Source organism: Paractinoplanes tereljensis (assembly GCF_016862435.1).
GTDB classification, from domain to species: domain Bacteria; phylum Actinomycetota; class Actinomycetes; order Mycobacteriales; family Micromonosporaceae; genus Actinoplanes; species Actinoplanes tereljensis.
Genome location: NZ_BOMY01000055.1, coordinates 243,604 through 268,879, shown reverse-complemented (window position 1 = coordinate 268,879; position 25,276 = coordinate 243,604). Strand labels below are relative to the sequence as shown.

The following is a 25,276-nucleotide window of genomic DNA, read 5'->3' as shown; positions in this document are numbered from 1 at the left end:
TAGCGCCGTATTAAAAGGCCCAGGGAGGCACAGTGCTGGTTCACGTGGTGATGTTCAGGTTCGCCGACGCAAGTGATGCTGCCAAGGCAAAGTTGCGATTGGAAGAACTAGCCGGTGTCGTAACGGAGATCCGCACGATGGATTGCCGGCTCGACGAACTGCGTACCGATGTGTCCTGGGATCTTTTGATGCGGACGACCCACGCGGACGAAAGCGACCTGCGGGCCTATCAGGCGCATCCGTCGCACAAAGAATTCGGTGCGTGGGTGCGCCCGCTGCTGACGGACCGTGCCGTGGTGGATTACACCGGGTAGGCAGCGGGGCCGCCGGCCTGTGGCGGTGCCCCGGGGCGGTAGGCGGCGGGTGCGTGAATTACGCAGGTTTGCACGTATTCCGCCAGGCCTTCCGAGGCGTATTCGCGACCCCACCCGGAACGTTTGACCCCACCGAACGGCGCCCGCAGGCTCATGCCGGTGCGGTTGTGCGTGTTGATGAAACAGAACCCGGCCTCGAAGCGCCGCGCGAAAGCCACCGCCCGGTCCTCGTCCGCGCTCCACACCGAGGCCCCCAATCCCAGTTCCCCGGAATTGGACATTTCGATCACCGAAAGTTCGCTTTCGTAGCCGAGAACGGGCACCACGGGTGCGAATTGCTCGTCGGTGACAATGAGATCGTTCGATGCCGGCGACACCACCAGAGTGGGCCGCACGAAGTATCCGGTCTTCTCGTCGGCGTCGAAGATCCCCAGATCATGGAAATCGCCGCGGCGCATCGCCGTCGCCGACTCCTGGGCGGCGGCCGAGATGACCGGGCCCATCGTCACGCCGTCGGCCAGCGGATCGCCGGTGACGAGCACCCGGGCGGCGGCGGCCCGGTAGGCGTCGACGAAGTCGGCAATTTTAAAAGAAGGCACGTACAGCCGCTTGGCCGCCATGCAGACCTGGCCGCTGGTCGCGAACGTGGCCATCACCAGGCGGTCCATCGAGGCGTCGTCGAACGGCGCGTCGTCCAGGAACACCGCCGGGTCGTTGCCGCCGAGCTCCAGGACCGACGGGGTGAGCCGGTCGCCGGCCAGCGCCGCGACCGCCCGGCCGCCGGCCGCGCCGCCGGTGAAGGCCACCTTGCGGACCAGTTCGTGGCCGACCAGGGCGGCCCCGGCCGCGGCGCCGCCGTGCACGATGCGCAGCGGGCCGCCGATCAGCCGGACGATCCGGTTGAGGGTGAGCGGGGCGAGCGGCGACGGTTTCACCACGACCGCGTTGCCGGCCGCGAGGGCCGGGGCGATCTTCAGCATGGACAGGATGACCGGCGCGTTCCAGGGCGTGATCGCGGCGACGACGCCGTACGGCTTGTGCTGCTTGATGAGCAGCCCCAGCTCGTCGTCGAGGACCTCGTCGGCGTACGCCTCGATCGCGTGCGCGACCACCCACCGCAGGTAGCGGACCGCGAAGCCGATCTCGCCCCGGCAGTCGCCGAGCACTTTGCCGGTCTCCCGGGCGAGCAGCACCGACAGTTCGGCCAGCGCGTCCTCGATGGCCTCGGCGCCGGCGGTGAGCAGCGCGAGCCGCTCCTCGATCGGCGTCACCGACCACTGCCGGTAGGCCGCGTCGGCGGCCCAGACGATCGCGTCCACCTCGTTCGGCGACGACTCGGCCACCGACCCGACGATCTCGTCGAACCGAGCAGGGTTCTCCCGGGAGATCATGCGGCCACCGGCCTAAGCGAAGCGATCATCGAGCTCTTCAGCAGCGCGGCCCGGGCCTTGACCGGGTCGGCGGCCATGTCCCGCAGCCCGGCCAGGTGCGCGTCGCGAGCGATCGGGTCGGCGTTGCGCATCCGCTCGTAGTTCTGGTGCGAGACGCTCTGCACGTACTCCAGGGCGATCCGGCGGCGACTCTCCGCGGCCTCGGAGATCAAAAGATCAGACCCCGAGGCCAGAGCTGACGCGTACGCCACGGCGTCGTGAATGCCGGAGTTCATCCCGAGCCCGCCCAGTGGATTGTTCACGTGCGCCGCGTCCCCGGCCAGCAGCACCCGCCCGAGCCGGAACGTCGCCGCCACCCGCTGGTGCACCCGGTACATCGAGGCGTGCGCGATCCGCCACTCCCGCCCCGGGTCGTGCACGCCCAGCAGTCGGGACCCGAGCCGCGCGTACTCCACCTCGTCCGGCGTGCCGTCCGGGGTGGGCAGCAGCACCCGCCAGTGGTCCGGGGTGCGCAGCAGCACGCACCACTCGACCGGGTCGTAGACGTAGTTGACCGCGGCCAGCCCGTCCATCCAGTCGGTGAGCTCGTCGTGCACCGAGGCCACCAGGAACCGCTCCGGGTAGGTGATGCCCGCGAAGTCGACGCCGAGCGCCCGCCGCACCGCCGAGTGCGCCCCGTCCGCCCCGATCAGCCATTCCCCGTCCAGTGCCCGCCCGTCGGCGGCGATTGCGGTGACCGTCCCGGCGGCCCGCTCGACCACGTCGGCGACCGGCCAGCCGTACTCGATCCCGCAGTCGGGAAAGCGCAGCAGGTGGTCACGCAGGATCGGGGTGAGCTTGGACTGTTCGCACTGCACCCGGTACGGGTACCGGGTGTCGCCGGTCAGTAAACCCAGATCGAGCATCGCGACCAGTCCGGCCCGCCGGTCCCGGTAGGCGAAGGTCGGCGAGATCAACCCGCGCTCGTGCAGTTCGGCAGCCACCCCGAGGTCGTCGAGCATCTCCAGGGTGGGCGGATGGAAGGTCGAGGCGCGGGACTCGGCGGCCAGGTCGTCGCCGGTCTCCAGGACCGTCACGGGCAGGCCGCGGCGGGCGAGGGCGAGCGCGGCGGTGAGGCCGACCGGTCCGGCGCCGGCGACCAGGATGCGATTCACGTTTCCAGCCTCCCGGGTATGTAACGGGCGTCCAGGTCGAGGGCCGCGTCCTGGCCGACCAGGTCGGTGAAGGCGGCCCAGGGCAGCCGGTCTACGCCGGCGGCGCTGCCGGTGTCGGCGATGGCCCGGTAGGTCAGCGACGCCGCCCGCAACGCGGCGAGCAGCGCGGCCACCGGGTGCAACACCAGGCGAACCCCGACGTCGGCAAGGTCGGAATCCAATAAAACCGGACGGTTGCCGCCGGCTTCGGACCGATTGACCACGATGGGTACGCCGGGCAGAGCGGTGTGCAGTGTCGCGAGTTCGCCGAGGTCGTCCACGCCTTCCGGGAAGACCGCGTCGGCTCCCGCCTCGGCGAACAGGCGGCACCGGTGAATCGTGTCGTCGAGCCCGTTGACCCCGTACGCGTCGGTGCGGGCAATGACCGCGAGTTCCGGCACCTCAGTGGCCAGGGCCTTGATTTTGGCGGCCGCCAGGCCGGCGTCGATGACCTCTTTGCCGGCCAGATGCCCGCAGCGCTTGGGGCTGACCTGATCCTCGATGTGCAGCCCGGAGATCCCGGCCCGCACGTAGGCGAGCGCGGTCCACACCGCGTGCAGCGGAGTGCCGTAGCCGGTGTCGGCGTCGGCGAGCAGCGGCACCCCGCCGAGCGCGGGGATGAGGGTGGTGGCCCGGTCGGCGATCTGGGTGGCGTGCACGAACCCGAGGTCGGGCCGGCCCAGCATCAGGGCGGACACCGCCGCCCCGGACAGATGCACGGCCTTGTGACCGGCGCGGACGGCGAGGGCGGCGGAGACCGGGTCGTAGACGCCCGGCACGTGGGTGACGGTTTCGGCGCGGAGCAGTGTCCGCAGTTCATCGGCGCTCATGATTCATTCTGGCGGCTGTGCAGCGCGAAAGAACCCTCTACACCGGTCACCCGGGGATTGGTGAAGAACAGCAGGGTCTCCGCGGTGCCCTCCTCGGAGTAACCGGAGAAACCCCACGCCGGCCGGGGCGTGAACAGGTGCAGGCTCACGATCGAGGAGCCGTTGACCTTCACCTCGCCGGCCCGGACCCGGCGGGCCACCGCGAGGGCGGCCTGCTCGTCGGTGCCGATGACGTAGCCCTCGAGGCCGTGGCTGGTGCCGTTGGCCAGGGCGATCGCCTCGTCGACGGTCTCGTACTCGTGCACCGCTGCGACCGGCCCGAATATCTCGTCGACGGTGTCGGCCGGGTCGGCCCCGACCACGAGGGAGGGCGCGAGCGTGTTTCCGGGGCCTTCCAGCCGGGCCGAATGGACCGTGCCGCCCATCTCCTCCCGGGCCTTGAGCACGGTGGCCTTGTGCCCGGAGTGGATCAGCGGGCCGTAGTCGGTGGCCTCGTCGACCGGGTCGCCGGGGGTCAAGGCGGCGATTCGGTCCAGCACGGCGGCGGTAACCGCGGAAGCACGGCCGGCCGGCACGATCAGCCGGCCCAGCGCCCGGCACCACTGCCCGTTCAGCGTGGTGAGCAGGTCGGCGGCGGCTCGTGCCGCCATCGCCTCGTCCGCGTCGGGCAGCACGATCAGCGGGTTGTTGCCGCCGAGTTCGAGCTGCACCGGCTTGATGTCGTAGGCGCAGGCCGCCGCGACCGCCCGCCCACCGGCCAGCCCGCCGGTGAACGAGACCGCCCGGATCCGGGGATCGGCGACCAGCTGCCTGCCGACCTCGGCGCCGCCCTGGACGAGCTGGAACAGCGCCGCCGGCGCACCGGCCGCTCGCAGCGCCTCGTCGATCGCGACGGCGAGCCGCTCGGTGCCGAACGGCGCGTACTCGCTCGGTTTGAGGATGGTGGGGCAGCCGGCGGCGAGCGCGTTGGCCACCTTGTGCGCGGCCATCGGCGCCGGCGCGTTCCACGGCACCAGGCAGGCGACCGGACCCCAGGGCAGCCGTTCGACGACGACCTCGCGGCCGTCCTCCCGGGTCGCGGTGGACCGCAGGATGCCGCTGCGCAGCTGCCCGGCGGCGAGCGCGAACGAGCCGGACAGGATCATCCCGAGCGGGGTGGTCTGCCGGATCGGGACCCCGGTCGCCGACGCTTCCAGCGCGACGATCTCCGGCGCGGCGGCCGCGACCGCCGCCGCCACCGACTCCAGGACGGCCGCGCGCTCCTCGACCGGCGCGTCCCACGCGTCCAGCGCAGCCGCAGCAGCCAGCGCGATCTCGACGTTTTCACAAGAGGACCCCAACGCCGGCCCGAGCACCTCGCCGGTGGCCGGGTTCTCCAGGTCGATGCCGACCGGGGTGGCGCACGCGGCCCAAACCCCGGCAACCAGGTCCCGGGTCACACCTTCACGCTCGCGAACAGCTCGTTCGCCTTGTTGCTGGTGATGACCGACGCCGCCTCCAGGCGCCCGCGCTCCGGCGGGAACGTCATGACCAGGCCCATCGCCAGGTCCCGCACGGCCCGTCCGACCACGCCGTTCATTGTCGCGCTGGACGTGCCGGACGCCTTGAACGCGCCCATCGCCACGTCGAACGCGGCCTGGCAGATCGAGCCCTTGGCGATCCGCCACTGCGCGTACACCTCGGATTTGGTGGCGATCGGCGGCTCGCACGTCTCCAGCAGCAGCTGGCGGCGCAGCCAGAGATACGCCGTTTCCAGTCGTTCGGTCATGTCGCCGATGATGACCTGGTGCATCGGCGATTCGGCGATCGACTTGCCGGTGTCGGCGAACGTCTTGCGGGTCAGCCGGTCCAGGGTGTCGTCGTAGACGCCCTGCGCCGCCCCGACGTAGACGGCGGTGATGGCGAGCTGGTTGCCGACGAAGCTGCCCCGGCTGCACTGCAGCATCTTCACGAACGCGCCGGGCACGGCGAGCGCGTCGTCGGCCGGGATGAACACCCGGTTCAGCTTGATGCCGTGGTTGGCGCTGCCCCGCATGCCGAGGCCGTCCCACTGGGGCCGCTCGGTGACCCCGGCCGCGTCCCGGGGCACCAGGAACATGGTCAGCCCGTCGGCCGTCTCGTAGCCGTCGAGGCGCGCGGTCACCAGGTAGTAGTCGGCGACGCCGGTGGCGCACCCGAACGACTTCTCGCCGGTCAGCTCCCAGCCGCCGTCGACCGCGACGGCCGTGGTGGCGATGGCGATGTTGGCGCTGCTGCTCTTCACCGACTCGCTGGCGAAGTTGGCCAGCCAGGTGCCGCCGGACATCAGCCGCAGCACCTTCTCGGCGAACGCCCGCACCACCGGTATTTCCTCGTCGGCGAACAGCCCCGACTCGATCGCTTCGAGGGGCAGCAGGCCGCGCGAGGCGGAGGTGTTGTGGAAGAAGAACGACAGCGCGGTGGACGGGCAGGCGGTGCCCATCGCGTAGGTGGCGGCGGCCAGGTCGCGCAGCGTGCCGCCGAGGCCGCCGTACTCCTCGGGGACGATCAGCCCCATCAGGCCGGCGTCACGCAGCAGCTCGATGTGCGACATCGGGAACGCGCCGTCGGCGTCGGCCTGCTCGGCTTTCGCCCGCAGCACCGGCAGCACCTGTTCGACGAGCGCGGCCCGGCTCTTCTCGTCGACCGTCATGTCGTTCACGAGACGTTCGCCGGTCAATCGGTCGGCCATGGAGGTCACTCCCTGAGATGAGCGAGGTCGGGTTCGATGGGGCCGGCCACCTCGAGTTGGCGGGACAGGTGGAGCAGGTCGCCGAGCGGCAGGCCGGCGCTGCCGGAGCCGGGGGCGACCGTGTCGAAGTGCGTGACGCCGCTCTTCATCGCGACCAGCGCGTTGACCAGGGCGAGACTGTGGTCGCCGGCGAGCCGGACGCGCAGCGCGGCCGGTCGGGCCCGGACCTTGGCGTCCTGCAATACCCGGCGGACCTGCAGCGGGGAGGCGGGAACGCCCTCGGCCAGCCCGATCTCGTCGCAGCCGAGCGCGGCCAGCGCGTCCACGGTGGCGAAGACCTCGGCTTCCCGGGCCGGGTCGAACGCGTCGGACACGTAACCGATGACGCAGCCGCCGGTCAGCTTGGCCGCCGCCATCCAGTCGGCCGACGGCAGGCCGGTACCGTCGGCGGCGACGGTGAACTCGGTGTGGTCGCCGCGCACCCGCGCGCCGCGCCCGCGCAACTCCTGGGCGAGCGGATCGTCGTCCGCGACGTCCACGCTGAGCTGGATCGACGACGGCAGCGGGTCGGCGACCTGGCCCCAGGTGCGCGAATGGAACAGCAGGGGAGCGGTGACCCGGGGCAGGGCCGCCTCGGTCACCTCGCCCACGAAGATGGTGTGGTCGCCGCCCGGGTAGGTGTGCGCGACCCGGCAGTCCAGCCAGGCCACCGCGTCGCTGAGCACCGGGCATCCGTTCGGCGTCATCGTCCAGTCGAGACCGGCGAACCGGTCGGTGACCTCCGGGTTCTGCCCGGCGAACCGCCGGCCGATGTGCGCCTGGTCCTTCCCGAGGAAGCTGATGGCGAACTTTCCGGCCGATTCCAGCAGCGTGCGGCTGGGGAGATGATTGCCGAGACAGACCGAGATCAATGGCGGGTCGAGGCTGACCGAGGAGAACGACGACGCGGTCATCCCGTGCGCGCCGTGCGCGCCGACGGTGGTCACCACGCACACGCCGCTCGGCCACTGTCCGAGGACGGTGCGGAACGTGGTGCTGTCGACCGGCACAAGACCCTCGTTTCGTCTATGGAAACGCCGTTTCCAGAACGGTAACGACGGGCCGTACCGCTGTCAATCGTTGGGCGGGACAGCGTTTCGCTGTGCGAAATCGCAGGCTAGGCTTCCGGCAAGGTTTGTTCCGAATCTGTTCCGGGGGAGTTTCTGTGCCAGTCCGTTCCACGCCCGCGGGCGCCCCGGCCGAGGACGAGAGCCAGTCGCGCTCCGTCGCCGCGGTCGAGCGCGCCATGGACGTTCTGCTCTACTTCGGTCGCACCGAGCAGTCCGACCTGGGTGTCACCGAGATCGCGTCCGCTCTCGGGCTCACCAAGGCCGCCGTGCACCGCATCCTGACCGCGCTGCGCAGCCGCGAGCTGATCACCCTCGACACCACCACCCGGCGCTACGCGCTGGGGCACGCGGCGGTGGCGCTGGGCCGGGCCTACCTGGCCCGCACGGACGTCCGCGCGATGGCCGCCCCCGAGCTCCGGTGGCTCTCCGAGCGCACCCACGAGACGGCCACGCTGTCCCTGCGCCGCGGCGACACCCGGCTCTACGCCGACCAGGTCGTCCCCGATCAGGAGCTGCGCCTGGAGGTCAGCCTCGGCATCCCGTTCCCGCTGCACGCGGGCGGTTCGTCCAAGGCGTTCCTGGCCTGGGTGCCCGACGTCGAGCTGGAGGCCTACCTGACCCGGCACCCGCTCGAGTCGGTGACCGACAAGACCATCACCGACCCGGCCAAGCTGCGCAAGGAGCTGGCCACCATTCGCAAACGGGGGTACGCCACCTCGCTGGGCGAGCGGCAGGCCGGCGCCGCCTCGGTGGCCGTCCCGATCTTCGATCACGACGGGCACGTGGTGGCGGTGATCAGCGTGGCCGGGCCGGCCCTGCGGTTCAAGCCGGAGCCGGGCTCGCAGGTGGTCGACGACCTCCTGGCGGCCGGCGCCCGGCTCTCCGCCCAGCTGGGCTACGAGGCACCGGCCGGCTAAAGGTTCGCGAACGGCTTGGCCACGCCGAGAAGCCCGGCCAGAAGGACCGAGATCCAGATCGCCCAGACGTACGGCAGGCAGCCGTTGACGCTCCGCCGGAGCACGGATTCCGTCTCCGGCCCGGCGGAGCCGGCCATGACCTGGCCGAAGGCGGCGCCGAACGGCCGCAGCGTCCGCCGGATGCCCAGGCCGGCCGCGATCGCCAGTGAGTACAGCAGCACCTTGGCGCCCAGCCAGCGCGGATTGGTGGTGACGCCGAACGGCTCCGACGCGATGAGCGTGTAGAGGCCGGCCCCGGTCATGCCCGCGATCACCGCGATCCGGATGACCCAGTCGATCCGCTTGACCAGCGGGTGCTTCCCGGGCGCGTGGTGATCGGTGTACATCAGCCAGACCCAGACGAACGCGCCGGCCCAGATCGGCGCGAGCAGCAGTTTGAGTCCGAACAGATCGGCCCCGTGCGCGTCCAGCGAGATCAGGGTGAGCCCGCTGGGCAGGAAGAGGATCAGGCAGATCTTCGGGCCGAGGTCGAGACCGCTCATGATCTTCAGCGCGGTCAGGCGGGCGGCCGGGGTCAGGCTCGGGTCGATGACGAACCGGCTGGAGTAGAACACGCCGAGGTCGCCACCGAGCCAGAAGACCATCAGCACGATGTGCAGGTAGAGGAACGCGTCGAGCATGTCGTAATGGAAACACTATTCCGCTGTGGGAAACAATGGGTTAGCGTCCTCGGCATGGTCGGCCGATACTTCGAAGGTTTCGTGGTCGGTGACGAGTACCGGCATCCCTTCGGCCGGACCGTCTCCGAAGCGGACAACACCTGGTTCACGTTGCTCACGATGAACACCAACCAGTCCCACTTCAACGCGGACTACGCCGCCGGGACCCCGTACCAGAAACTGCTTGTCAACTCGACGCTCACGGTCGCCATCGTGACCGGGCTGTCGGTGCTCGACATCAGTCAGCACGCGTTCGCCAACCTGGGCTGGGAAGAGATCAGGATGCCCAACCCGGTGTTCGTCGGCGACACGATCTACGCGCGATCCACGGTGCTGTCGAAGAGAGAATCACGATCTCGGCCGTACGCCGGGATCGTCACCTGCCACACCACCGGCTTCAACCAGGACGGGGCCGACGTCATCACCTGGCGCCGGTCGATGCTCGTCTACAAGCAGGGCCACGGTCCCGCGGCATGAGGCTGGACGTGCAGCCCTGGGGTGCGACGCTCGCCGAGCTGGTCGACGCGGCCCGGGCCGCCGAGGCCGCCGGGGCCGGCGTCGCCTGGACCCCCGAGCTGCACCGCAGTGCCCCGGTGGTGGCCGCCGCGATCGCCGCCGGCACGCAGACCATCGGGGTGGGCACCGGCATCGCGCTCGCCTTCGCCCGCAGCGCGATGCTGACCGCGCTGACCGCCCTGGACCTCGACGAACTGTCCGGCGGCCGGTTCCGCCTCGGCCTCGGCACCGGGGTGGCCCGGCTCAACCAGGACTGGCACGGCGCCGACTTCGAGAAGCCGGTGCCCCGCCTGCGCGACACGGTCGCGATCATCCGGGCGGTGGAGGCCGGGGGAGACCCGATCGCCCACGAGGGCGTCCGGTCCATCGCGGTCCGCGGCTGGCGTCGGCCCTATCCGGCCGCCCGCCCCCAAATCCCGATCTACCTGGCCGCGGTGGGCCCGGCGATGCTCCGCCTCACCGCCGCCATCGCCGACGGCTGGATCTCCCACGAGCTGTGCCCGCCCGACGACCTGCGCACCCGCATCCGGCCGGTGCTGACCGGCTCCCGCAAGCTCGACATCGTCGCCTCGGCCTGCTGCTCGGTCGACGCCGACCCGGCGATCGCCCGCCGCCGCGCGGCCAACGTGGTCGGCTTCTACGCCTCGGTCCGTTCTTACGCGGACATGTTCGGCGCGGCTGGCTTCGGACCGGTGACCACGGCAGCCAACGCCGCGCTGCGCGCCGGTCGCCCGGCCGACGATCTCGGCGACCTGATCCCCGACGAGATGGTCGACGCCTACACGATCGCCGGCACCCCGGCCCACTGCGCCGCTCGCATAACCGAATATGACGGCCTGGCCGACGCGATCAAGCTGTCCCCGCCCTCCTACGGCCTGCCCGCCGACCAGGTGCGGGAAGCCCAGAAGAGCCTCCTCGAACTGGTCGGGAGCCGCCCGTGAAACCCCTCGCCGACATCCGGATCATCGCGGTCGAGCAGTACGGCGCCGGCCCGTTCGGCTCGGTGCACCTGGCCGACCTGGGCGCCGAGGTCATCAAGATCGAGGAGCCGCAGTCCGGCGGCGACGTCGGCCGCTACGTGCCCCCGTACAACCACGGCGAGGACTCGCTGTTCTTCGAGACCTTCAACCGCGGCAAGCGCTCGCTGTCACTGGACCTGGCCACCCCGGCCGGCCGCGAGGTGTTCGAAGACCTCGTGCGCACCGCCGACGCCGTCTACTCCAACCTGCGCGGCGACGTGCCGGCCAAAATCGGCATCACCTATCCGCAGCTCAAGCACCTCAACCCGGCGGTCGTCTGCTGCTCGCTGACCGGCTTCGGGATGACCGGTCCCCGGGCGAAGCAGCCCGGCTACGACTACATCCTGCAGGGCCTGGCCGGCTGGATGGAGCTGACCGGCGAGCCCGGCGGCCCGCCGACCAAGTCCGGCCTGTCCCTGGTGGACTACTCCGGCGGATTCGTCGCGGCCATCGCCCTGCTGGCCGGCGTGCACGCGGCCCGCCGCGACGGCGTCGGCATGGACTGCGACGTGAGCCTCTACGACACCGCGATCGGCATGCTCACCTACCCGGCGGCCTGGCACCTCAACGCCGGCTTCACCCCGGCCCGCACCCACCATTCCGCGCACCCGTCGCTCGTACCGTTCCAGGTCTTCCCGTCGGCCGACGGCTGGATCGTGGTGGGTTGCGCCAAGGAGAAGTTCTGGCAGCGCCTGGTCCAGGTGCTCGACCTGCCCGCGCTGACCGACCCGAAGTTCGCCACCTTCGCGACCCGCCGCGAGCACGCCGACGAGCTGCTCTCGCTGCTGGACACCACGTTCGCGACGAAGCCGTCGGCCGAGTGGCTGGCCCTGCTCGAACCGGCCGGCGTGCCCTGCGGCCCGGTCAACGACGTGGCCGCCGCCCTGCGCGACCCACACACCCTGGCCCGCGATCTGGTCGTCGAGACCGAACACCCTTACTACGGAACGGTAAAACAGGTCGCTTCGCCGGTCCGGGTCGGCGACGAGCCGCCGGCCTACCGCCGGGCGCCGCGCCGCGGCGAGGACCTCGGCTACGTAGCCGGCCTGCTGGGCTACGACGAGCCCCGGCTGGCGTCGTTGCGCTCCGCCGGCGCTTTCGGAAAAACCCCATGACCAGTGAACCCGCCGCCGTCGTCCTGGCCCGCTGGGCATCCGATCTGCGGTACGCGGACCTTCCGCTCGATGTCGTCGATGCCGCCCGGCGGCACCTGGTCGACGCGGTCGGCTGTGCGGTGGCCGGCATCCGGCGTGGCGCCGCCGATCCCGCTCTCACCGTGGCGTCGAGCCTCGGCGGCCCGCCCGAGGCCCGGCTGTTCACCGGGGAGCGGCTCGGCGCGGTGGCCGCCGCGTTCGGCAACGCGGTCGCCGTACACGCGCTCGACTTCGACGACACCCACCCCGGCGGCCTGGTGCACGCGAGCGCGGTGACCGTCCCGGTCGCTCTCGCGGTCGGCGCCGACGCCGCCTGGGAAGAGCTGATCACCGCGCTGGTCGCCGGCCTGGAGACGGTCTGCCGGCTGGGCGCGGCCGTGCCGCACGGCTTCCACCGGCGCGGCCTGCACGCCACCTCGATCTGCGGCCCGGTCGCCGCCGCGGTCGTCGCCGGAAAGCTGCTCCGGTTCGACGAGCCGGCCATGACGGCCGCGATCGGGATCGCCGCCAGCGGCGCGAGCGGCCTCCTCGAGTTCCTGCACAGCCCGGCCAGTACCAAGCAACTGCACCCCGGCACGGCGGTGGCCAACGGCATCCTGGCCGCCCGCCTGGCCGCCGCCGGCGCCACCGGCCCGGCCGGCGCGCTGGACGGCACCTACGGCCTGTACCGGGCCCTGGCCGACCGTGCCCCCGACCTCGACGTGCTGCTCGGCGGCCTCGGCACCCGCTGGGCGGCGACCGGGATCGCGGTCAAGCCGTACCCCTGCTGCCAGCTCAGCCACGCCTCGCTGGACGCCGCCCGGGCCTTCGCCGGCGCGGCCCCGGCCACCGTGACGATCCGGCTGCACCCCGACGCGATCCCGATCGTGGCCGAACCGGCCAAGCGCGCCCCGCGCAGCGCGTACGAGGCGAAGTTCAGCGTCTACTTCGTCGTCGCCGCGATGATCATCGACGGCCGGGTCGACCTGGACACGTTCGACCACCTCGACCGCCCCGAGATCCTCGACCTGGCCGCCCGGATCACCGTGGTCCCGGGTCCCGCCGAGGGCGTCCCGGCCGACGCGCCCGGCGACCTCGACGTCGAGGGGCACCGCTCGGTGGTCGACCACGCGGCCGGCCCCGGCGTGCGAACCAAGGCCGCCGCCAACCTCGGCCCGGCCGCGCCCGCGGTGTTCGACGCCGTGGACTCCGGGGCGGACGCGGCCCAGCTGCTGGATGCGATCGAAGGGTGCTTGAAGTGACCGTGTATCTGCCGGCCGTCGCCGGATATCCCGCCCTGCCCGGCGCGCTCGTCCAGGCCGGGCTGGCGATCGGCGACATCGTGCACCTCACCGAGTACGTGACCGGCGCCGGCCCGGACCTCGTCCCGGCCCGGTCGATCGCCCTGGGCGGCCACCGGGTGCCGGTGTCCCGGGTGCCGGTCGAAGCGGTTGTCGGCCGCGATGACCCGTACATCCTGGGGGTGAGTGCCCATCCCGGTGGCGGAACCCTGCTCGCGGCCGACGGCGACGCCTTGCGCGTCGCCGACGGCATCGTCTATCTGCCCAGCGTGCACACCACCGAGGGGGATTTCCGCGAGCAGTACCGCTGCTGCCTCGACCGGATCGCGGCCCTGCTCGACCTGGCCGGGCTGACCCCGGCCGCGCTGACCCGCACGATCGACTACACCGCCACCGCGACCCGCGCCGAATACCCGCGCTGCGGCCGCCCCCGCAAGGAGGTCCTCGGCACCGGCCCGGTCCACCCCGGCGCGGCCGGCATCCTGGTCGACCGGCCGGTCGAACCGGGCGCCCAGGTCTCCCTCGACGCCCTCGCCGCGCTGGGCCCGCTGACCGCGATCAATCCGGGCTGGGCCCGCTACGACACGCTCACCTACAAGCCGGCCGTCCGGGCCGGCGACAAGATCTTCTTCTCCGGGTTCGGGGCCCTCGACCCGGTGACCCAGCTGGCCCTGCACGACGGCGACCTGCCGGCCCAGGCCGAATACATCTACGCGAGCATCGAGACGGTTCTGGCCGCGGCGGGCGCGTCCGGCACGGCGGTCACCAGCCTGATCGAGTACGTGACACCCGGCGCGGCCGCCGACTATCCCCGCACCGCCGAGCTCCGCGCGAAGCACTTCCCGAACGCGGCGGTGACCTCGGTGGTCTGCTCGGCCCTGCTCCGCCCCGAGTTCATGCTGGAGACGATCCCGGCATGCTTCTGACCCCCGAACTGGCCGCCCGGATCGGCGAGGAAGTCGCGTACACCGCGCCCGAGCCGCTCGGCCGCGCGTCCATCCGGTACTTCGCGCTGGCCACCGGCGACACCTTCGCACCGCATCTGACCGGCGAGGTCGCCCCGCCCACGCTGATCTGCGAGACCAACCAGTACGCCGGGCTGCCCCGCGACGAGGACGGCTACGCGGGCCACGGCTGGGGTCTGGTCGTGCCCGGCACCCGGCTGGTCCGGGGCGGCAACTCCTACGAGTTCCTCGGCCCGATCGGCCCCGACGCGATGATCACCGCGACCTGGAAGCTCGCCGACATGTACGAGCGGATCACCGGCTCCGGGAAACGCATGCTGGTGGTCACCTCGGTCGCCCGCTACACCGACCAGACCGGCCGCCTCCTGGCGACGAACGAGGAGTCACTGATCTATGTCGAGCGCTGAGTACCCGCCGCTGGAACGCACCATCGACCTCCCCGACATGATCGCCTACGCCGGCGCCACCTGGGACTGGCACCGCCTGCACTACGACCAGGCCTACCTGGCGGCCCGCGGCCTGGACCGCCCGGTCGTCGACGGCCAGGTCTTCGGCGCCTACCTGGCGATCGCCCTGCGCGAGTGGTTCGGCCCGGACGCCGAGATCACCAAGCTGTCGTTCCGCTTCAAGAACCTGGTCTTCGCCGGCGAGACGATCCGCTGCCACGGCACGCTCCGGGACCTGAAAGACCGGCACGCCGTCGTCGACCTGCGCGTCGAGGTGGCCGACGACGGCCGGGTGGCGGTCGCGCCGGCCGAAGCCACCGTGCGCCTGCCATGAGTGTCGCCATCGTCGGCGCGGCCGAATGCGACCTCGGCCAGACCGGCAAGAGCGTCCTGGAGCTGCAGACCCAGGCCGTGACCCGGGCGCTCGCCGACGCCGGCATCCCGCTGTCCGAGGTGGACGGTATCGCCACCAATGGCATCTCCCGCTTCTCGGCCACCCAGCTCGCCGACTATCTGGGCCTGCAGCCGTCGTGGAGCGACTCGAGCTTCGCCGGGGGAGCGGTCTTCGAGATGTACGTGGCCCGGGCGGCCCAGGCGATCGACGCCGGCCAGTGCCGCACGGTGGTCATCTCGTTCGCCTCGAACCAGCGCTCGGCCCGCTCCCGGAAACTGGCCGGCGTGGTCGAGGAGGGCACCCCGGAGGCCGCGTTCGAGGCCCCCTACCAGCCGCTCTACCCGATCTCGTACTACGCGATGACCGCCCAGCGCTACCTGCACACCTACGGCCTGACCCGGGCCGACCTGGCCTCGGTGGCCGTCGCGGCCCGGGCCAGGGCCCAGCTCAACCCGGCCGCCTGGACCTACGGCAAGGGCCCGCTCACGGTGGATGACGTCCTCGCCGCCCCGATGATCTCCACCCCGCTCGGTGCCCTGGACTGCTGCCTGGTCACCGACGGCGGCGGCGCGATCGTGCTGACCTCGGCCGCCCGCGCCCGGCACCTGCCGCAAACCCCGGTGAAGGTCCTCGGCTACGGCGAAGCCCTGACCCATACCGGCATGGCCACCGCCCCCGACCTGCTGCACACCGGCGCCGGGGCGGCCGCCGCGCGGGCCTTCTCGCAGGCCGCGCTCGGTCCCGCCGACATCGACGTCGTGCAGCTCTACGACTCGTTCACCATCTCGGTGCCGCTCGGCCTGGAGGCTCTGGGGTTCGCCAAGCCCGGCGAGGGCCTGCACGCGACGATCCCGCACAACACCGGCGGTGGTGGCCTGGCCTACTGCCACCCCGGCCAGTTCGGCGTGCTGCTGCTGGTCGAAGCGGTCCGCCAACTCCGCGGCGACAGCGGCGCTCGGACGGCTTTGGTGCACGGCACCGGTGGCATCTTCTCCAGCCACGCCACGGTGATCCTGGGGGTGGACCGGTGACGCCCGAGGAGACCTGGTGGGAGGCCACCCGGGACCAGCTGTTGCTGCTGCAGTTCTGCCCGGCCTGCCGGCGATATCAGCACTATCCGCGCTTCGTCTGCACCGGCTGCGGCGGCCACGACCTGGAGTTCCGGGCCGCCGCCGGCACCGGTGTGATCGGCAGTTTTACGGTCGTGCACCGTGCGGAAACCCCGTACATCTTGGGTCGGGTCCGGCTCACCGAAGGCCCGGTCCTGCTCACCCACCTGGTGGATCTCCCCGATCCGCATTGCGATTTGCCGGTTCGGCTGGCCTGGCGGGCGCAGCCCGGCGGCCGTCACCTGCCCGTCTTCCGGAGTGCCGACGATGGACTTTGAACTCAGCGACGAACAGCGCCTCTTCCGCGAGGTGCTGCGCGACTTCGTGGACCGGGAGATCCGCCCGGTGGCCCAGGAGTGGGAGGACACCGGCCGCTATCCCACCGAGATCGTCGCCACCATGCGCGACCTGGGATTGTTCGGCCTGACCATCCCGGAGGAGTACGGCGGCCTGGGCGCCGACATGATCAGTTTCGCGCTGGTCTTCGAGGAGATCGCGAAGGGCTGGATGGGCATCGCCGGCATCCTCGGCAGCCACTCGCTCTCCTGCTGGCTGATCGCCCGGCATGGCACACCTTCCCAGAAGGCGCGATATCTGCCTTCACTCGCGACGGGAGAACGGCGTACCGGTATCGCCCTGACCGAACCGGATGCCGGCACCGACCTGCAGGGCATCTCCACGGTCGCGGTCCGTGACGGCGACGACTACGTCCTCACCGGCCGCAAGACCTGGATCACCAACGCCCGGCATGCCGACCCGCTGCCGGTGCTCTGCAAGACCGACCCGAAGGCGACACCCGCGCACAAGGGCATGTCGGTGTTCCTGGTCGACGCGGGCGCGCCGGGTTTCACGGTGGAACGCGACCTGCCCAAGCTCGGCTACAAGGGCACCGAGTCGTGCGAGGTGCTGCTGGACGCCGTCCGCGTCCCCGCCGCCAACCTGCTCGGCGGCGTCGAGGGCCGCGGCATGCAACAGGTCCTGTCCGGCCTGGAGACGGGCAGGATCAACGTGGCCGCGCGGGCGCTGGGCATCGCCCAGGCCGCCTACGACGAGGCGCTGCGCTACGCCGGCGACCGCAAGGCGTTCGGCAAACCGATCGGCGACTTCCAGGCGATCCAGCTGAAGATCGCCGAGATGGCCGCCCAGGTCCAGGCGGCCCGGCTGCTCGTCTACTGGGCGGCGGCGCGGGCCGACGGAGGCCACCGGGTGGACATGGAGGCCGGCATGGCCAAGGCCTTCGCCTCGGAGGCGGCGGTGGAATGCGCGCTGAAGGCCATGCAGATCCACGGCGGTTACGGCTATTCCAAGGAGTTCGTGGTGGAACGGCTGTACCGGGACGCCCCGCTGATGATGATCGGCGAGGGCACCAACGACATCCAGCGCATCGTGATCGCCCGCGCGCTGCTGGCCGGCACGGCGACGATCGGATGAGGTCCTACCTGTACGTCCCCGGCAACCAGCCGGCCAAGCTGGCCACCGCCCTGTCCCGCGGCGCCGACGCCCTGATCGTCGACCTGGAGGACGCGGTCCCGCCGGACGAAAAGGCCGCCGCCCGCGAATCGGTCGCCCGCTGGCTGCGCACCCAGCCGGCCGGCTCCCCGATCTTCGTCCGGATCAATCCGGGCCTGGAGGACGTTGCCGCGGTGGTCGCCCCCGCGCTGCGCGGCCTCTGCGTGGCCAAGGCCAACACCGTGGACCAGCTGGCCGAGCTGGCCGCCCTGCTGGACCGCACCGAGGGCGCCGAGACGGTGGAACTGGTCCCGCTGCTGGAGACCGCCCAGGCCATCCTCGCGGCCCCGGCGCTGGCGGCCGCGCCGAGGGTCTCGCGGCTGCAGATCGGCGAGGCCGACCTGGCCGCCGAGATCGGGGTCACCCTGGGCGACGACGAACGAGAGCTCCTGCACGTACGCTCCGCGGTCGTGCTCGCCTCGGCCGCCGCCGGCATCGACCCGCCGGCCGCCGCGGTAACCACGGATTTCCGGGACCTGACCCGCCTGCGCCGGACCACGCAGGCGTTGAAGCGTCTGGGTTTCCGCGGCCGGGCCTGCATCCACCCGGCCCAGATCCCGGTGGTGAACGAGGTCTTCACCCCCACCCGGGAAGAGCTGGCAACCGCACGGGACCTGGTAGACCGCTTCGCGGCAGCGGGCGGCGGGGTATGCCTGGACGCCCAGGGCCGGATGGTCGACCTGGCCGTGGTCCGCGAGGCCCACCGCACCCTGCGAGACGGCCGGGGGCAGCGCTCCGGATCTCCGACCTGAGACCATGCCGCCATGCCTTCGATCCGCAAAGCCGCAGCCGTACTCCTGGCCATGGTCCTGGCCACCGGCTGCGCCAAGGACGAAGGCCGAACCCCCACCGAGGCCCTGTCCCTCAAGCCGGACGGCTCAGTGCCCTGGTTGGACGAGCCGATCGACAGCGTCTACCCGAGCCCGGCCACCGTGACGGTCGCGCCGGACAGCCCGCCCTGCACAGCCGCCCAGCTCAGCGGCGGCCTCGACAAATGGTCGAAGGCCGCCGGCGACACCGTCCTGGGCGGCCGCCTGCTGGGCGAGCTGATCGTCCGGAACACCGCCACCACCGACTGCGTGCTGTCCGGCCTCGCCGACGTCCGGCTGTTCAGCAAGGACGCCGAGGTCCCGGTGGACCACCTCACGAGCGTCACCGAAGAGGCGAAGAAACAGCGCATCCCGGTGCCCGCCGGCGGCAAGGCATCCATGCGAGTCGACTGGTCCGGCCCGTTCTGCGGCACCGCGACTCCGCCCTACGAGCTGCGGGTAACCCTGCCGGCCGAGGGTGGCGAGCTGCGCGCGAAGATCACCCCGAAGGACCACCCGGCCTGCAGCGGCGACCCCGAGAGCCCCACCAAGCCGTCCTCGAACCTGTCCGCCGGCGTCTTCGACAAATTCGTGGAACAGGACCCGATCACCACCGAACGCTCCCCGCTGTGGGACCTGACCGCCTCCGCCGAAGGCCCGCCGCAGGCCGCCCCCGGTGACCGGATCACCTACACGATCACCCTGACCAACCCCACCGCGAAGCCGGTGACCCTGCTGCCCTGCCCCGGCTATCTCCAGGAGCTCAGCGCCGAGGCCAACGGCATGGTCAACAGCACCACCGCCCAGCTCTACCGCCTGAACTGCCGTCCCGCCACCGCCGTCCCGGCCCGGTCCGCCCTCCGCTTCGAGATGAGAACCACCATCCCGAAGCAGGCGCAAGGGACCGTGCGCATCGCCTGGCGGATCCAGACCCCGCAGAACCTGCCCAGCGAACATCTTGTCGGCCTGGTCACCATCCCGCTGACCTGAACGGGACACACGGCAACGACCAAGATCTATAAAGTCTCCGTTCGAGGACGTCTATATCGACGTACTTGAATACAAGAAACGGGGACCCATGAAACGACTATGGTCAATGGCGGCTGCCGCCGGGGCCGCGGTGGTGCTGCTCGCGGGGCCGGCGCTGTCCGGCACCGCCCAGGCCGCACCGATCGCGCCGACCCCGGCCGACACCGCCGCTGGCGCCGACGGCCGCACCGACCGGGTGGCACCGGCCGACCGCGACAAACTTCTCGGCAAGGGCTGGCGCAAGTCCGCCGACCGCATCTGGACGACCTCCGGCGACGCCAACGGCTTCCACGTGCTGACCGCCACCGCGGGCACCGGCTACACCTGGGAGACCGCCGCCAGCCTGTCCGAGCCCGGCTTCGACACCGACCGATGGATCGGCAACGCCTGCGTGACCGGCTCCGGGCAGCGGCTCGTCGTGGTCTACGCGCCGCGGACCTTCACCAACAAGGCCGACCTGTTCGACCGCGGCGGGTTCACCGCCATCGTCGACCTGAAGACCCACATGGTCACCAAGCTCGCGGTGCAGACGTCGCTCGCCTACTTCAACCCCGGCTGCGGCGCGGGGGAGACGGCCGTGCTGTCGCAGTTCGACGGCAAGGACGTGGAGAGCCCGGCCGACACCACCACGCAGAGCCGCCTGTTCACCGTCGACGCCGCGAAGCGCACGCTGTCCCAGCCGCTGCTGCTGAACACCGAGCTGAGCTCACCCGTACCGGTCAAGGGTGGCGGCATCGTCGCGGCCGCGGCCGGCGCGGTGGTCCGGGTTTCCAACAAAGGCAAGATCAGCCGGCAGGCCGTCGCCGAAGGCGTGCCGTTCCGGCTGGTGCCGGACGCCACCGGCGCGGTGACCTTCATGGACAAGACCAAAGACCAGACCCGGGTACGGCGAGCCGTCGGCCGCACCGTCACGGAGCTCGCCCGGGGCGACGTCAGCCTGGTCCGCGGCGACTCCGGCCGAGCCTTCATCACCGGCAGGCCGGCCCACGTGTCGACGCTGCCGAAGTCGGTCCGCGCGGTGCCGGTGCCGTCGAGCAGCGAGGTGTCCACCCGCGGCGACGTCGCCCTGACCGACGTGAAGGTGGCCGACGCGACCGACCCGGACATCGCGGCGAACCTGGCGGTCACCGCCAAGGTGCTCCCGACCGGTCAGCCCCTCTCCTTCGAGGTGAGCCCGGCGGTGCAGGGACCCGAGGCGATCGCCGGCCGGGACGCGAATCCGGTGCTCGGTGCGGCCGCCCCCAAGGCGAAGAGCCTGGCCGTCACCGGCTCGGTGAACGACCCGGTCGAGGACGAGCGGTACTGCTCGGTGCCCCGCAACGACGTGAACAACCAGGCCGTGCAGCCCAAACCGCGCAACGTGGAGTGGGCGGTCGACGCGGCGGTGTTCGGCAAGCTCGACAACGTGGCGTCGCGCCCGGCGAACTGGAAGAACTACGGGATGCCGGCGTACTCGCCGCAGGCCCTTTTCCCGGCGCCGGCCCTGGCCGGTGGTGGCCGGGTGCCGGCCCAGATCATGCTGGGCATCATCGCCCAGGAGTCGAACATGTGGCAGGCGGCCAAGTACGCGCTGCCCGGGGTGCCGGCCAACCCGCTGATGGGCAACTACTACGGGCGGGACATCTACAACGCCGACTCGTCCGACGACTGGGACATCAGCTGGGCCGACGCCGACTGCGGCTACGGGCTCACCCAGGCGACCGACGGGATGCGGATCGCCGGTCACGAGAAGACCGACGACAACGGCGTCAAGGTCGAGGTGGCGCTGCCGTACCAGACGCAGCGGGCGGTGGCGCTCGACTTCACCGCGAACATCTCGTACGGCCTGAAGATCCTGCAGGAGAAGTGGAACCAGACCTACACGGCCGGGCTGAAGGTGCACAACGCCGACCCGTCCGCGATCGAGAACTGGTTCTACGCGGTGTGGGCCTACAACTCGGGCTTCTACCCGAACAAGAACGACGGCCAGCCGTGGGGCGTGGGCTGGCTGAACAACCCGGCCAACCCGCGGTACGACCCGGCCCGGCACCCGTTCATGAGCGTCTACGACGACGCCCGTAACCCGCAGAACTGGCCGTACCCGGAGAAGGTGCTCGGCTGGGCGGCCAACCCGATCACCGCGACCGAGTCGCCGGGCGTGGAGAAGGCCGGCTACAACTTCGCGTGGTGGACCACGGTCGAGGACAAGGCGCTGGTCAAGCCGCCGATGTACACGTTCTGCACGACGGAGAACACCTGTGACCAGAACTCCAAGGTGCAGCCGAACGACCCGGACGTCAGCAGCGAGAAGCCCGGTCCGTGCCTGCACAAGAACGCTTCCCAGCTGTACGACCTGAAGTGCTGGGCGCACACCGCGGTCGGCTGGAAGACCGCGGCCGGCAGTGCCTGCAACACCTGCGGGCACGAGCAGATCCGCTTCGACCCCGGCTACCCCTGGTGCTCGACGTCCGGCCAGACCGGGTGCGAGAGCGACGGGATCAGCTACCCGGCCTACTGCAACTCCACCTCCGGCGGCCTGCCCACCGGCGCCCAGGTGGTCGACGACGTCGCGTACAACGCCTCGTCGCCGCGTCCGTGCGGCAGTCCGGTGGAGAACGAGGGCACGTTCAGCCTGTCGTTCGCCGGGGCCGGGAACGGCCTCTTCCCGTCGAAGATCGACTTCCACCAGATCGGCGGCGGGTACGGCGGCCACTACTGGCGGGCCAGCACCCGGACCGCGTCCGACGAGGGCGGCAAGCTCCAGGTGACCGGTACCTGGCGGCTGCCGGGGGAGTCGGGCCAGCGCCGGGTGCAGGTGTTCGTGCCCGAGTTCGGCGCCTGGACGGAACAGGCGAAGTACACGATCAACCTGGGCGGCGGCGAGACCCGCTACCGGGTCATCAACCAGACCTGGCAGCAGAACAAGTGGGTCGACCTGGGCATCTTCGACTTCACCGGTACGCCCGAGGTGTCGCTGACCACTGTCGCCAAGGACGGCACCGGCGACGACAGCATCATCTTCGACGCGGTCGCGTTCAGCCCGCTGGGGTCGCCGGCCGCGCTGGCCAAGTCGAAGGTGGCCGGAATCCTGCCGGAGTCCGGGGACAGCGGCCCGCCGGTCCCGGACATGCCGCGCTACGTGGCGCTCGGCGACTCCTACTCCTCCGGTGAGGGCAACTCGCCGTACGACAAGAACACCGACCTGAAGCGGACCAACGGCACCAAGGGCGCCGCCGTGAACGCCTGTCACCGTTCCCAGGCCAGTGCGTTCCCGCGACTGGTCCGGCAGCCCGGCGCGGACACCTACGGCGGATCCAGCACGCTGCTGTCGATCGAGCAGATGGCCACCCAGCACAGCTACGGCAGCTTCGGCTTCCTGGCCTGCTCGGGCGCGACCACCACGGCGATCGCCCGGGACGCGGTGAACAGTCCGCCGTCCGCGTCCGACGCGGCCGGTTACACCGACTGGGGATCGGCGAATTACCAGTGGGGTGAGCTCACCCAGGTCGAGCAGGGCTGGCTGGACCAGGACACCACCCAGGTGTCGGTGTCGGTCGGCGGCAACGACGTGCGGTTCACCGACATCCTCAACGGCTGCATCGCCGCGCTCAGCGACTGCTCGGGCGAGAACTACAAGCTGACCCGCAAGAGCAACGGTGTCGTCGATCCGGAGCCGCTTCGCGACTACGAAACGAAGATCATCCGGGACATGCTGCCGGCCAAGCTGAAGGCGACCTACAAGGCGATCCACAACGCGGCCCCGAATGCGGCGATCTACGTGATCGGTTACCCGCAGATGTTCCCCGACCAGGAGAGCAACGACGCCTGCTACAACATCGGCTCGCAGGCCCGGCTGTTCCTCAACGCGCTGGCCGGCCGCCTGTCGGTCACCATCTCGCGGGCGGTCGACGACATCCGGGCGACCGGCGTGAACATCCGGTACGTCGACACCTCGTCGGCGATCCACCTCGGCGCGGCCGGGCAGAAGAAGTGGGCCTGCGACGGCAGCGACGGCTACCGCTGGCTGAACGCGATCACCTCGAAGACCACCGACGGCAGCGGGGAGAACACGCCGGGCACCGGCAGCTTCCACCCGACCGCCCGCGGCCAGCAGGGCTTCGCGGACATCCTCACCGACGCGTTCGGGGAGGACCGGTGGACCCGCGCCGACAGCGTCGCCTCGACCAAGAAACGGATCCTCGACTACGCAGCCACCAGAACCGGCGACGACCGGTTCGACATCACCGACACCCAGGCGGAACTGGCCGGCGAGGTCTGCGTCGATCTGGCCCGGCGCGGCGGGGTGGTCGGTTTCCCGTGCCTGGGCATGCCGATCCTGTTCCCGACCGCGTACGACGCCCGGGGTGCCGCGGTCAACGACGACGCGGCGATCTGGGCCAACCCACCCTGGGTGAAGTTGCGCTACGTCAACGGGACCAACGAGAAACCGAAGGTGATCAAGACCCGCACCTGGTACATGAACTCGGTCTACGGGCAGACCTCGTGCCCGGCGACCCGCCCCGAGGACCAGTGCGACGAATACCCGTTCTACACCTCGGAGGAGGGCGGGTCCTGGGACTTCTTCACCGGCGGTGAGACGTCCCCGCTGAGCACCCGGCTCCTGATGATCCCGAAGACCGAGAACCGGGCGGAGGGCATCGCGGTCGGCAACATGTACACCAAGTGCGGCATGCAGACCGGCACGTACGAGAACGTGGTCGCCGAGAGTTACCACAACCAGTTGACCGGCAACGGCGCTGATTACCTGACGATCCCGCTGATCGACGAGGCAGCGAACGTCGGCAACAAGACGTTCTACATCTGCTGAATCTCTGGAAATTGTCGCCCCGGCCCGTTCGCACGGGCCGGGGCGACCCGTCAGACCAGCTTGAGTGCCTCATCCGGCAGGTTGCCCGGGATGTCCCACTCATTACGCTCCGCCGACCACACGAAGTAGCCGCGCTCGAGCCCGTCCGCCCACCCGGCCACCACGTCGCCGAACGACGGGAACTGCACGGTGAAAACATCGTCGGGCTGCTGCGCCCACAGGTGGATCGGCGCCTCCAGGCCGACGGCCGAAAGATCCGCGAACAGGTACGCACTGCCGGCCACCGCCACCGGCAACCACCAGGGCGCCCATTGCCCGGCCCAGTCACCCGGGTCGGCCGGGAACGACCCGCCACCCATCGAGATCTCGGACCGCCGCTGCTCGAGCGCCTCGCCGAGCGACAGGAACGCCCACGAGCCCGCGCCGAGCCGGCTCACCGGCTCGTTCCAGACCCCGGACCCGACCCCGTCGTGCCACCCCCACCACAGCCGAAGTTCGGCCGGCAACACCAGATCATCAACCGCCAGCAGTTCGTCGAGCCGCGCGTCGCCCAGCCCCGGCGCGAGGTCCCCGGCAATCGGCGCCCCCTGAGCAACCCAGGCCGCCTCGAGCCGTATCAGATCTTCATTTCGCAGCATCCCGCCATGGTGCCAGCAACGGAGTCACTCCCGCGGGCTTCCAGACACAGGATCAGGGTCCCAAGATTCAAAACCCGTTGCAGGTACGGGCGACGCCGTAGACAACCGCATTTCCCCCCGACCGCCGCCACCGCGCGACCGGCGTGCAACACCGGCACGTGCCGCGACGCTCGCGCAACGAACACCAACCCCGAGGGCTTTGCTTCGCACCGATGCGGTCCGCCCGGCGCTTACCCGGCGTGAGCAGAGCAGCGCGTATGGGTGAGCAGAGCAAACTGTCGACAGGCTGGTGTTTGTCCTGGTCGGCGGAGCGAGCCGTCGTCTGCCGGTGGGTGGGGTGGGTTGAGGACTTGGGTCGGGACCGCCCGTGTGGCGGGCGCGCGGAGGGTGGGTTGCACCTACCGGGACCGAGTGCCAC

23 protein-coding genes are annotated in these 25,276 nt (G+C 70.9%); 15 read left to right on the top strand and 8 right to left on the bottom strand.

The features are described from left to right. Positions 1–32: 32 nt before the first annotated feature. Positions 33–314, top strand: a complete 282-nt coding sequence (locus Ate02nite_RS43935; protein ID WP_203813890.1) for a Dabb family protein — start codon at positions 33–35, stop codon at positions 312–314. Here the strand turns inward: Ate02nite_RS43935 and Ate02nite_RS43930 are convergent. The 6 genes from Ate02nite_RS43930 to Ate02nite_RS43905 are packed head-to-tail and all read right to left on the bottom strand — an operon-like array spanning position 302 to position 7,487. Further along, positions 302–1,705 carry an aldehyde dehydrogenase family protein gene (locus Ate02nite_RS43930; protein WP_203813889.1) on the bottom strand — a complete coding sequence of 468 codons (1,404 nt, stop codon included), beginning with the start codon at positions 1,703–1,705 and terminating at the stop codon, positions 302–304. The two genes, Ate02nite_RS43935 and Ate02nite_RS43930, sit on opposite strands and share 13 nt — an antisense overlap. Then, positions 1,702–2,859: an FAD-dependent oxidoreductase gene (locus Ate02nite_RS43925; RefSeq protein WP_203813888.1), complete on the bottom strand. Its 1,158-nt coding sequence runs from the start codon at positions 2,857–2,859 to the stop codon at positions 1,702–1,704. The genes Ate02nite_RS43930 and Ate02nite_RS43925 overlap by 4 nt, the downstream gene beginning before the upstream one ends. After that, positions 2,856–3,728 carry an isocitrate lyase/PEP mutase family protein gene (locus tag Ate02nite_RS43920; RefSeq protein ID WP_203813887.1) on the bottom strand — a complete coding sequence of 291 codons (873 nt, stop codon included), beginning with the start codon at positions 3,726–3,728 and terminating at the stop codon, positions 2,856–2,858. Before Ate02nite_RS43920 ends, Ate02nite_RS43925 begins: the two co-directional genes overlap by 4 nt. After that, a complete protein-coding gene (locus tag Ate02nite_RS43915) occupies positions 3,725–5,167 on the bottom strand; it encodes an aldehyde dehydrogenase family protein (RefSeq protein ID WP_203813886.1) in 1,443 nt (480 codons plus the stop codon). The genes Ate02nite_RS43920 and Ate02nite_RS43915 overlap by 4 nt, the downstream gene beginning before the upstream one ends. Beyond that, a complete protein-coding gene (locus Ate02nite_RS43910; protein WP_203813885.1) occupies positions 5,164–6,438 on the bottom strand; it encodes an acyl-CoA dehydrogenase family protein in 1,275 nt (424 codons plus the stop codon). Before Ate02nite_RS43910 ends, Ate02nite_RS43915 begins: the two co-directional genes overlap by 4 nt. Before the next feature lie 5 nt (positions 6,439–6,443). Next, positions 6,444–7,487 (bottom strand): flavin reductase, encoded by a 1,044-nt coding sequence (locus Ate02nite_RS43905; RefSeq protein ID WP_203813884.1) that lies wholly within the window; start codon positions 7,485–7,487, stop codon positions 6,444–6,446. 155 nt (positions 7,488–7,642) lie between these two features. On the opposite strand from Ate02nite_RS43905, the gene Ate02nite_RS43900 reads away from it, so the two are divergent. Beyond that, positions 7,643–8,464, top strand: coding sequence for an IclR family transcriptional regulator (locus tag Ate02nite_RS43900; protein WP_239148150.1), 822 nt, complete (start codon positions 7,643–7,645; stop codon positions 8,462–8,464). Here the strand turns inward: Ate02nite_RS43900 and Ate02nite_RS43895 are convergent. Further along, positions 8,461–9,144, bottom strand: a complete 684-nt coding sequence (locus Ate02nite_RS43895; RefSeq protein ID WP_203813883.1) for a hypothetical protein — start codon at positions 9,142–9,144, stop codon at positions 8,461–8,463. The genes Ate02nite_RS43900 and Ate02nite_RS43895 overlap by 4 nt on opposite strands. Before the next feature lie 54 nt (positions 9,145–9,198). Here Ate02nite_RS43895 and Ate02nite_RS43890 point away from each other — a divergent pair, with 54 nt between their 5' ends. The 13 genes from Ate02nite_RS43890 to Ate02nite_RS43830 all read left to right on the top strand — a co-directional run bounded on the left by Ate02nite_RS43890 (position 9,199) and on the right by Ate02nite_RS43830 (position 24,220). Beyond that, complete coding sequence (locus Ate02nite_RS43890) at positions 9,199–9,660, top strand: MaoC family dehydratase (protein WP_203813882.1); 462 nt, start codon at positions 9,199–9,201, stop codon at positions 9,658–9,660. Further along, on the top strand, positions 9,657–10,640 hold the full coding sequence (locus tag Ate02nite_RS43885) for an LLM class flavin-dependent oxidoreductase (protein WP_203813881.1): 984 nt from the start codon (positions 9,657–9,659) through the stop codon (positions 10,638–10,640). Before Ate02nite_RS43890 ends, Ate02nite_RS43885 begins: the two co-directional genes overlap by 4 nt. Next, a complete protein-coding gene (locus Ate02nite_RS43880) occupies positions 10,637–11,833 on the top strand; it encodes a CaiB/BaiF CoA transferase family protein (protein WP_203813880.1) in 1,197 nt (398 codons plus the stop codon). Before Ate02nite_RS43885 ends, Ate02nite_RS43880 begins: the two co-directional genes overlap by 4 nt. Further along, on the top strand, positions 11,830–13,113 hold the full coding sequence (locus Ate02nite_RS43875) for an MmgE/PrpD family protein (protein WP_203813879.1): 1,284 nt from the start codon (positions 11,830–11,832) through the stop codon (positions 13,111–13,113). Before Ate02nite_RS43880 ends, Ate02nite_RS43875 begins: the two co-directional genes overlap by 4 nt. Next, complete coding sequence (locus Ate02nite_RS43870; RefSeq protein ID WP_203813878.1) at positions 13,110–14,078, top strand: RidA family protein; 969 nt, start codon at positions 13,110–13,112, stop codon at positions 14,076–14,078. The genes Ate02nite_RS43875 and Ate02nite_RS43870 overlap by 4 nt, the downstream gene beginning before the upstream one ends. After that, positions 14,069–14,524, top strand: a complete 456-nt coding sequence (locus Ate02nite_RS43865; RefSeq protein WP_203813877.1) for an FAS1-like dehydratase domain-containing protein — start codon at positions 14,069–14,071, stop codon at positions 14,522–14,524. Before Ate02nite_RS43870 ends, Ate02nite_RS43865 begins: the two co-directional genes overlap by 10 nt. Then, positions 14,511–14,897 carry a MaoC family dehydratase gene (locus Ate02nite_RS43860; RefSeq protein ID WP_203813876.1) on the top strand — a complete coding sequence of 129 codons (387 nt, stop codon included), beginning with the start codon at positions 14,511–14,513 and terminating at the stop codon, positions 14,895–14,897. Before Ate02nite_RS43865 ends, Ate02nite_RS43860 begins: the two co-directional genes overlap by 14 nt. Further along, complete coding sequence (locus Ate02nite_RS43855) at positions 14,894–15,988, top strand: thiolase C-terminal domain-containing protein (RefSeq protein WP_203813875.1); 1,095 nt, start codon at positions 14,894–14,896, stop codon at positions 15,986–15,988. Before Ate02nite_RS43860 ends, Ate02nite_RS43855 begins: the two co-directional genes overlap by 4 nt. Further along, positions 15,985–16,344 (top strand): Zn-ribbon domain-containing OB-fold protein, encoded by a 360-nt coding sequence (locus Ate02nite_RS43850; protein ID WP_203813874.1) that lies wholly within the window; start codon positions 15,985–15,987, stop codon positions 16,342–16,344. Before Ate02nite_RS43855 ends, Ate02nite_RS43850 begins: the two co-directional genes overlap by 4 nt. Beyond that, complete coding sequence (locus Ate02nite_RS43845; RefSeq protein ID WP_203813873.1) at positions 16,334–17,497, top strand: acyl-CoA dehydrogenase family protein; 1,164 nt, start codon at positions 16,334–16,336, stop codon at positions 17,495–17,497. The genes Ate02nite_RS43850 and Ate02nite_RS43845 overlap by 11 nt, the downstream gene beginning before the upstream one ends. Then, positions 17,494–18,327, top strand: coding sequence for an HpcH/HpaI aldolase/citrate lyase family protein (locus Ate02nite_RS43840; RefSeq protein ID WP_203813872.1), 834 nt, complete (start codon positions 17,494–17,496; stop codon positions 18,325–18,327). Before Ate02nite_RS43845 ends, Ate02nite_RS43840 begins: the two co-directional genes overlap by 4 nt. A gap of 12 nt (positions 18,328–18,339) precedes the next feature. Then, positions 18,340–19,374, top strand: a complete 1,035-nt coding sequence (locus tag Ate02nite_RS43835) for a DUF4232 domain-containing protein (protein ID WP_203813871.1) — start codon at positions 18,340–18,342, stop codon at positions 19,372–19,374. A 106-nt stretch (positions 19,375–19,480) separates the two neighbouring features. Next, complete coding sequence (locus Ate02nite_RS43830; RefSeq protein WP_203813870.1) at positions 19,481–24,220, top strand: golvesin C-terminal-like domain-containing protein; 4,740 nt, start codon at positions 19,481–19,483, stop codon at positions 24,218–24,220. 50 nt (positions 24,221–24,270) lie between these two features. Here Ate02nite_RS43830 and Ate02nite_RS43825 read toward each other — a convergent pair whose 3' ends face one another. Beyond that, on the bottom strand, positions 24,271–24,858 hold the full coding sequence (locus Ate02nite_RS43825; RefSeq protein WP_203813869.1) for an SMI1/KNR4 family protein: 588 nt from the start codon (positions 24,856–24,858) through the stop codon (positions 24,271–24,273). Positions 24,859–25,276: the final 418 nt, after the last annotated feature.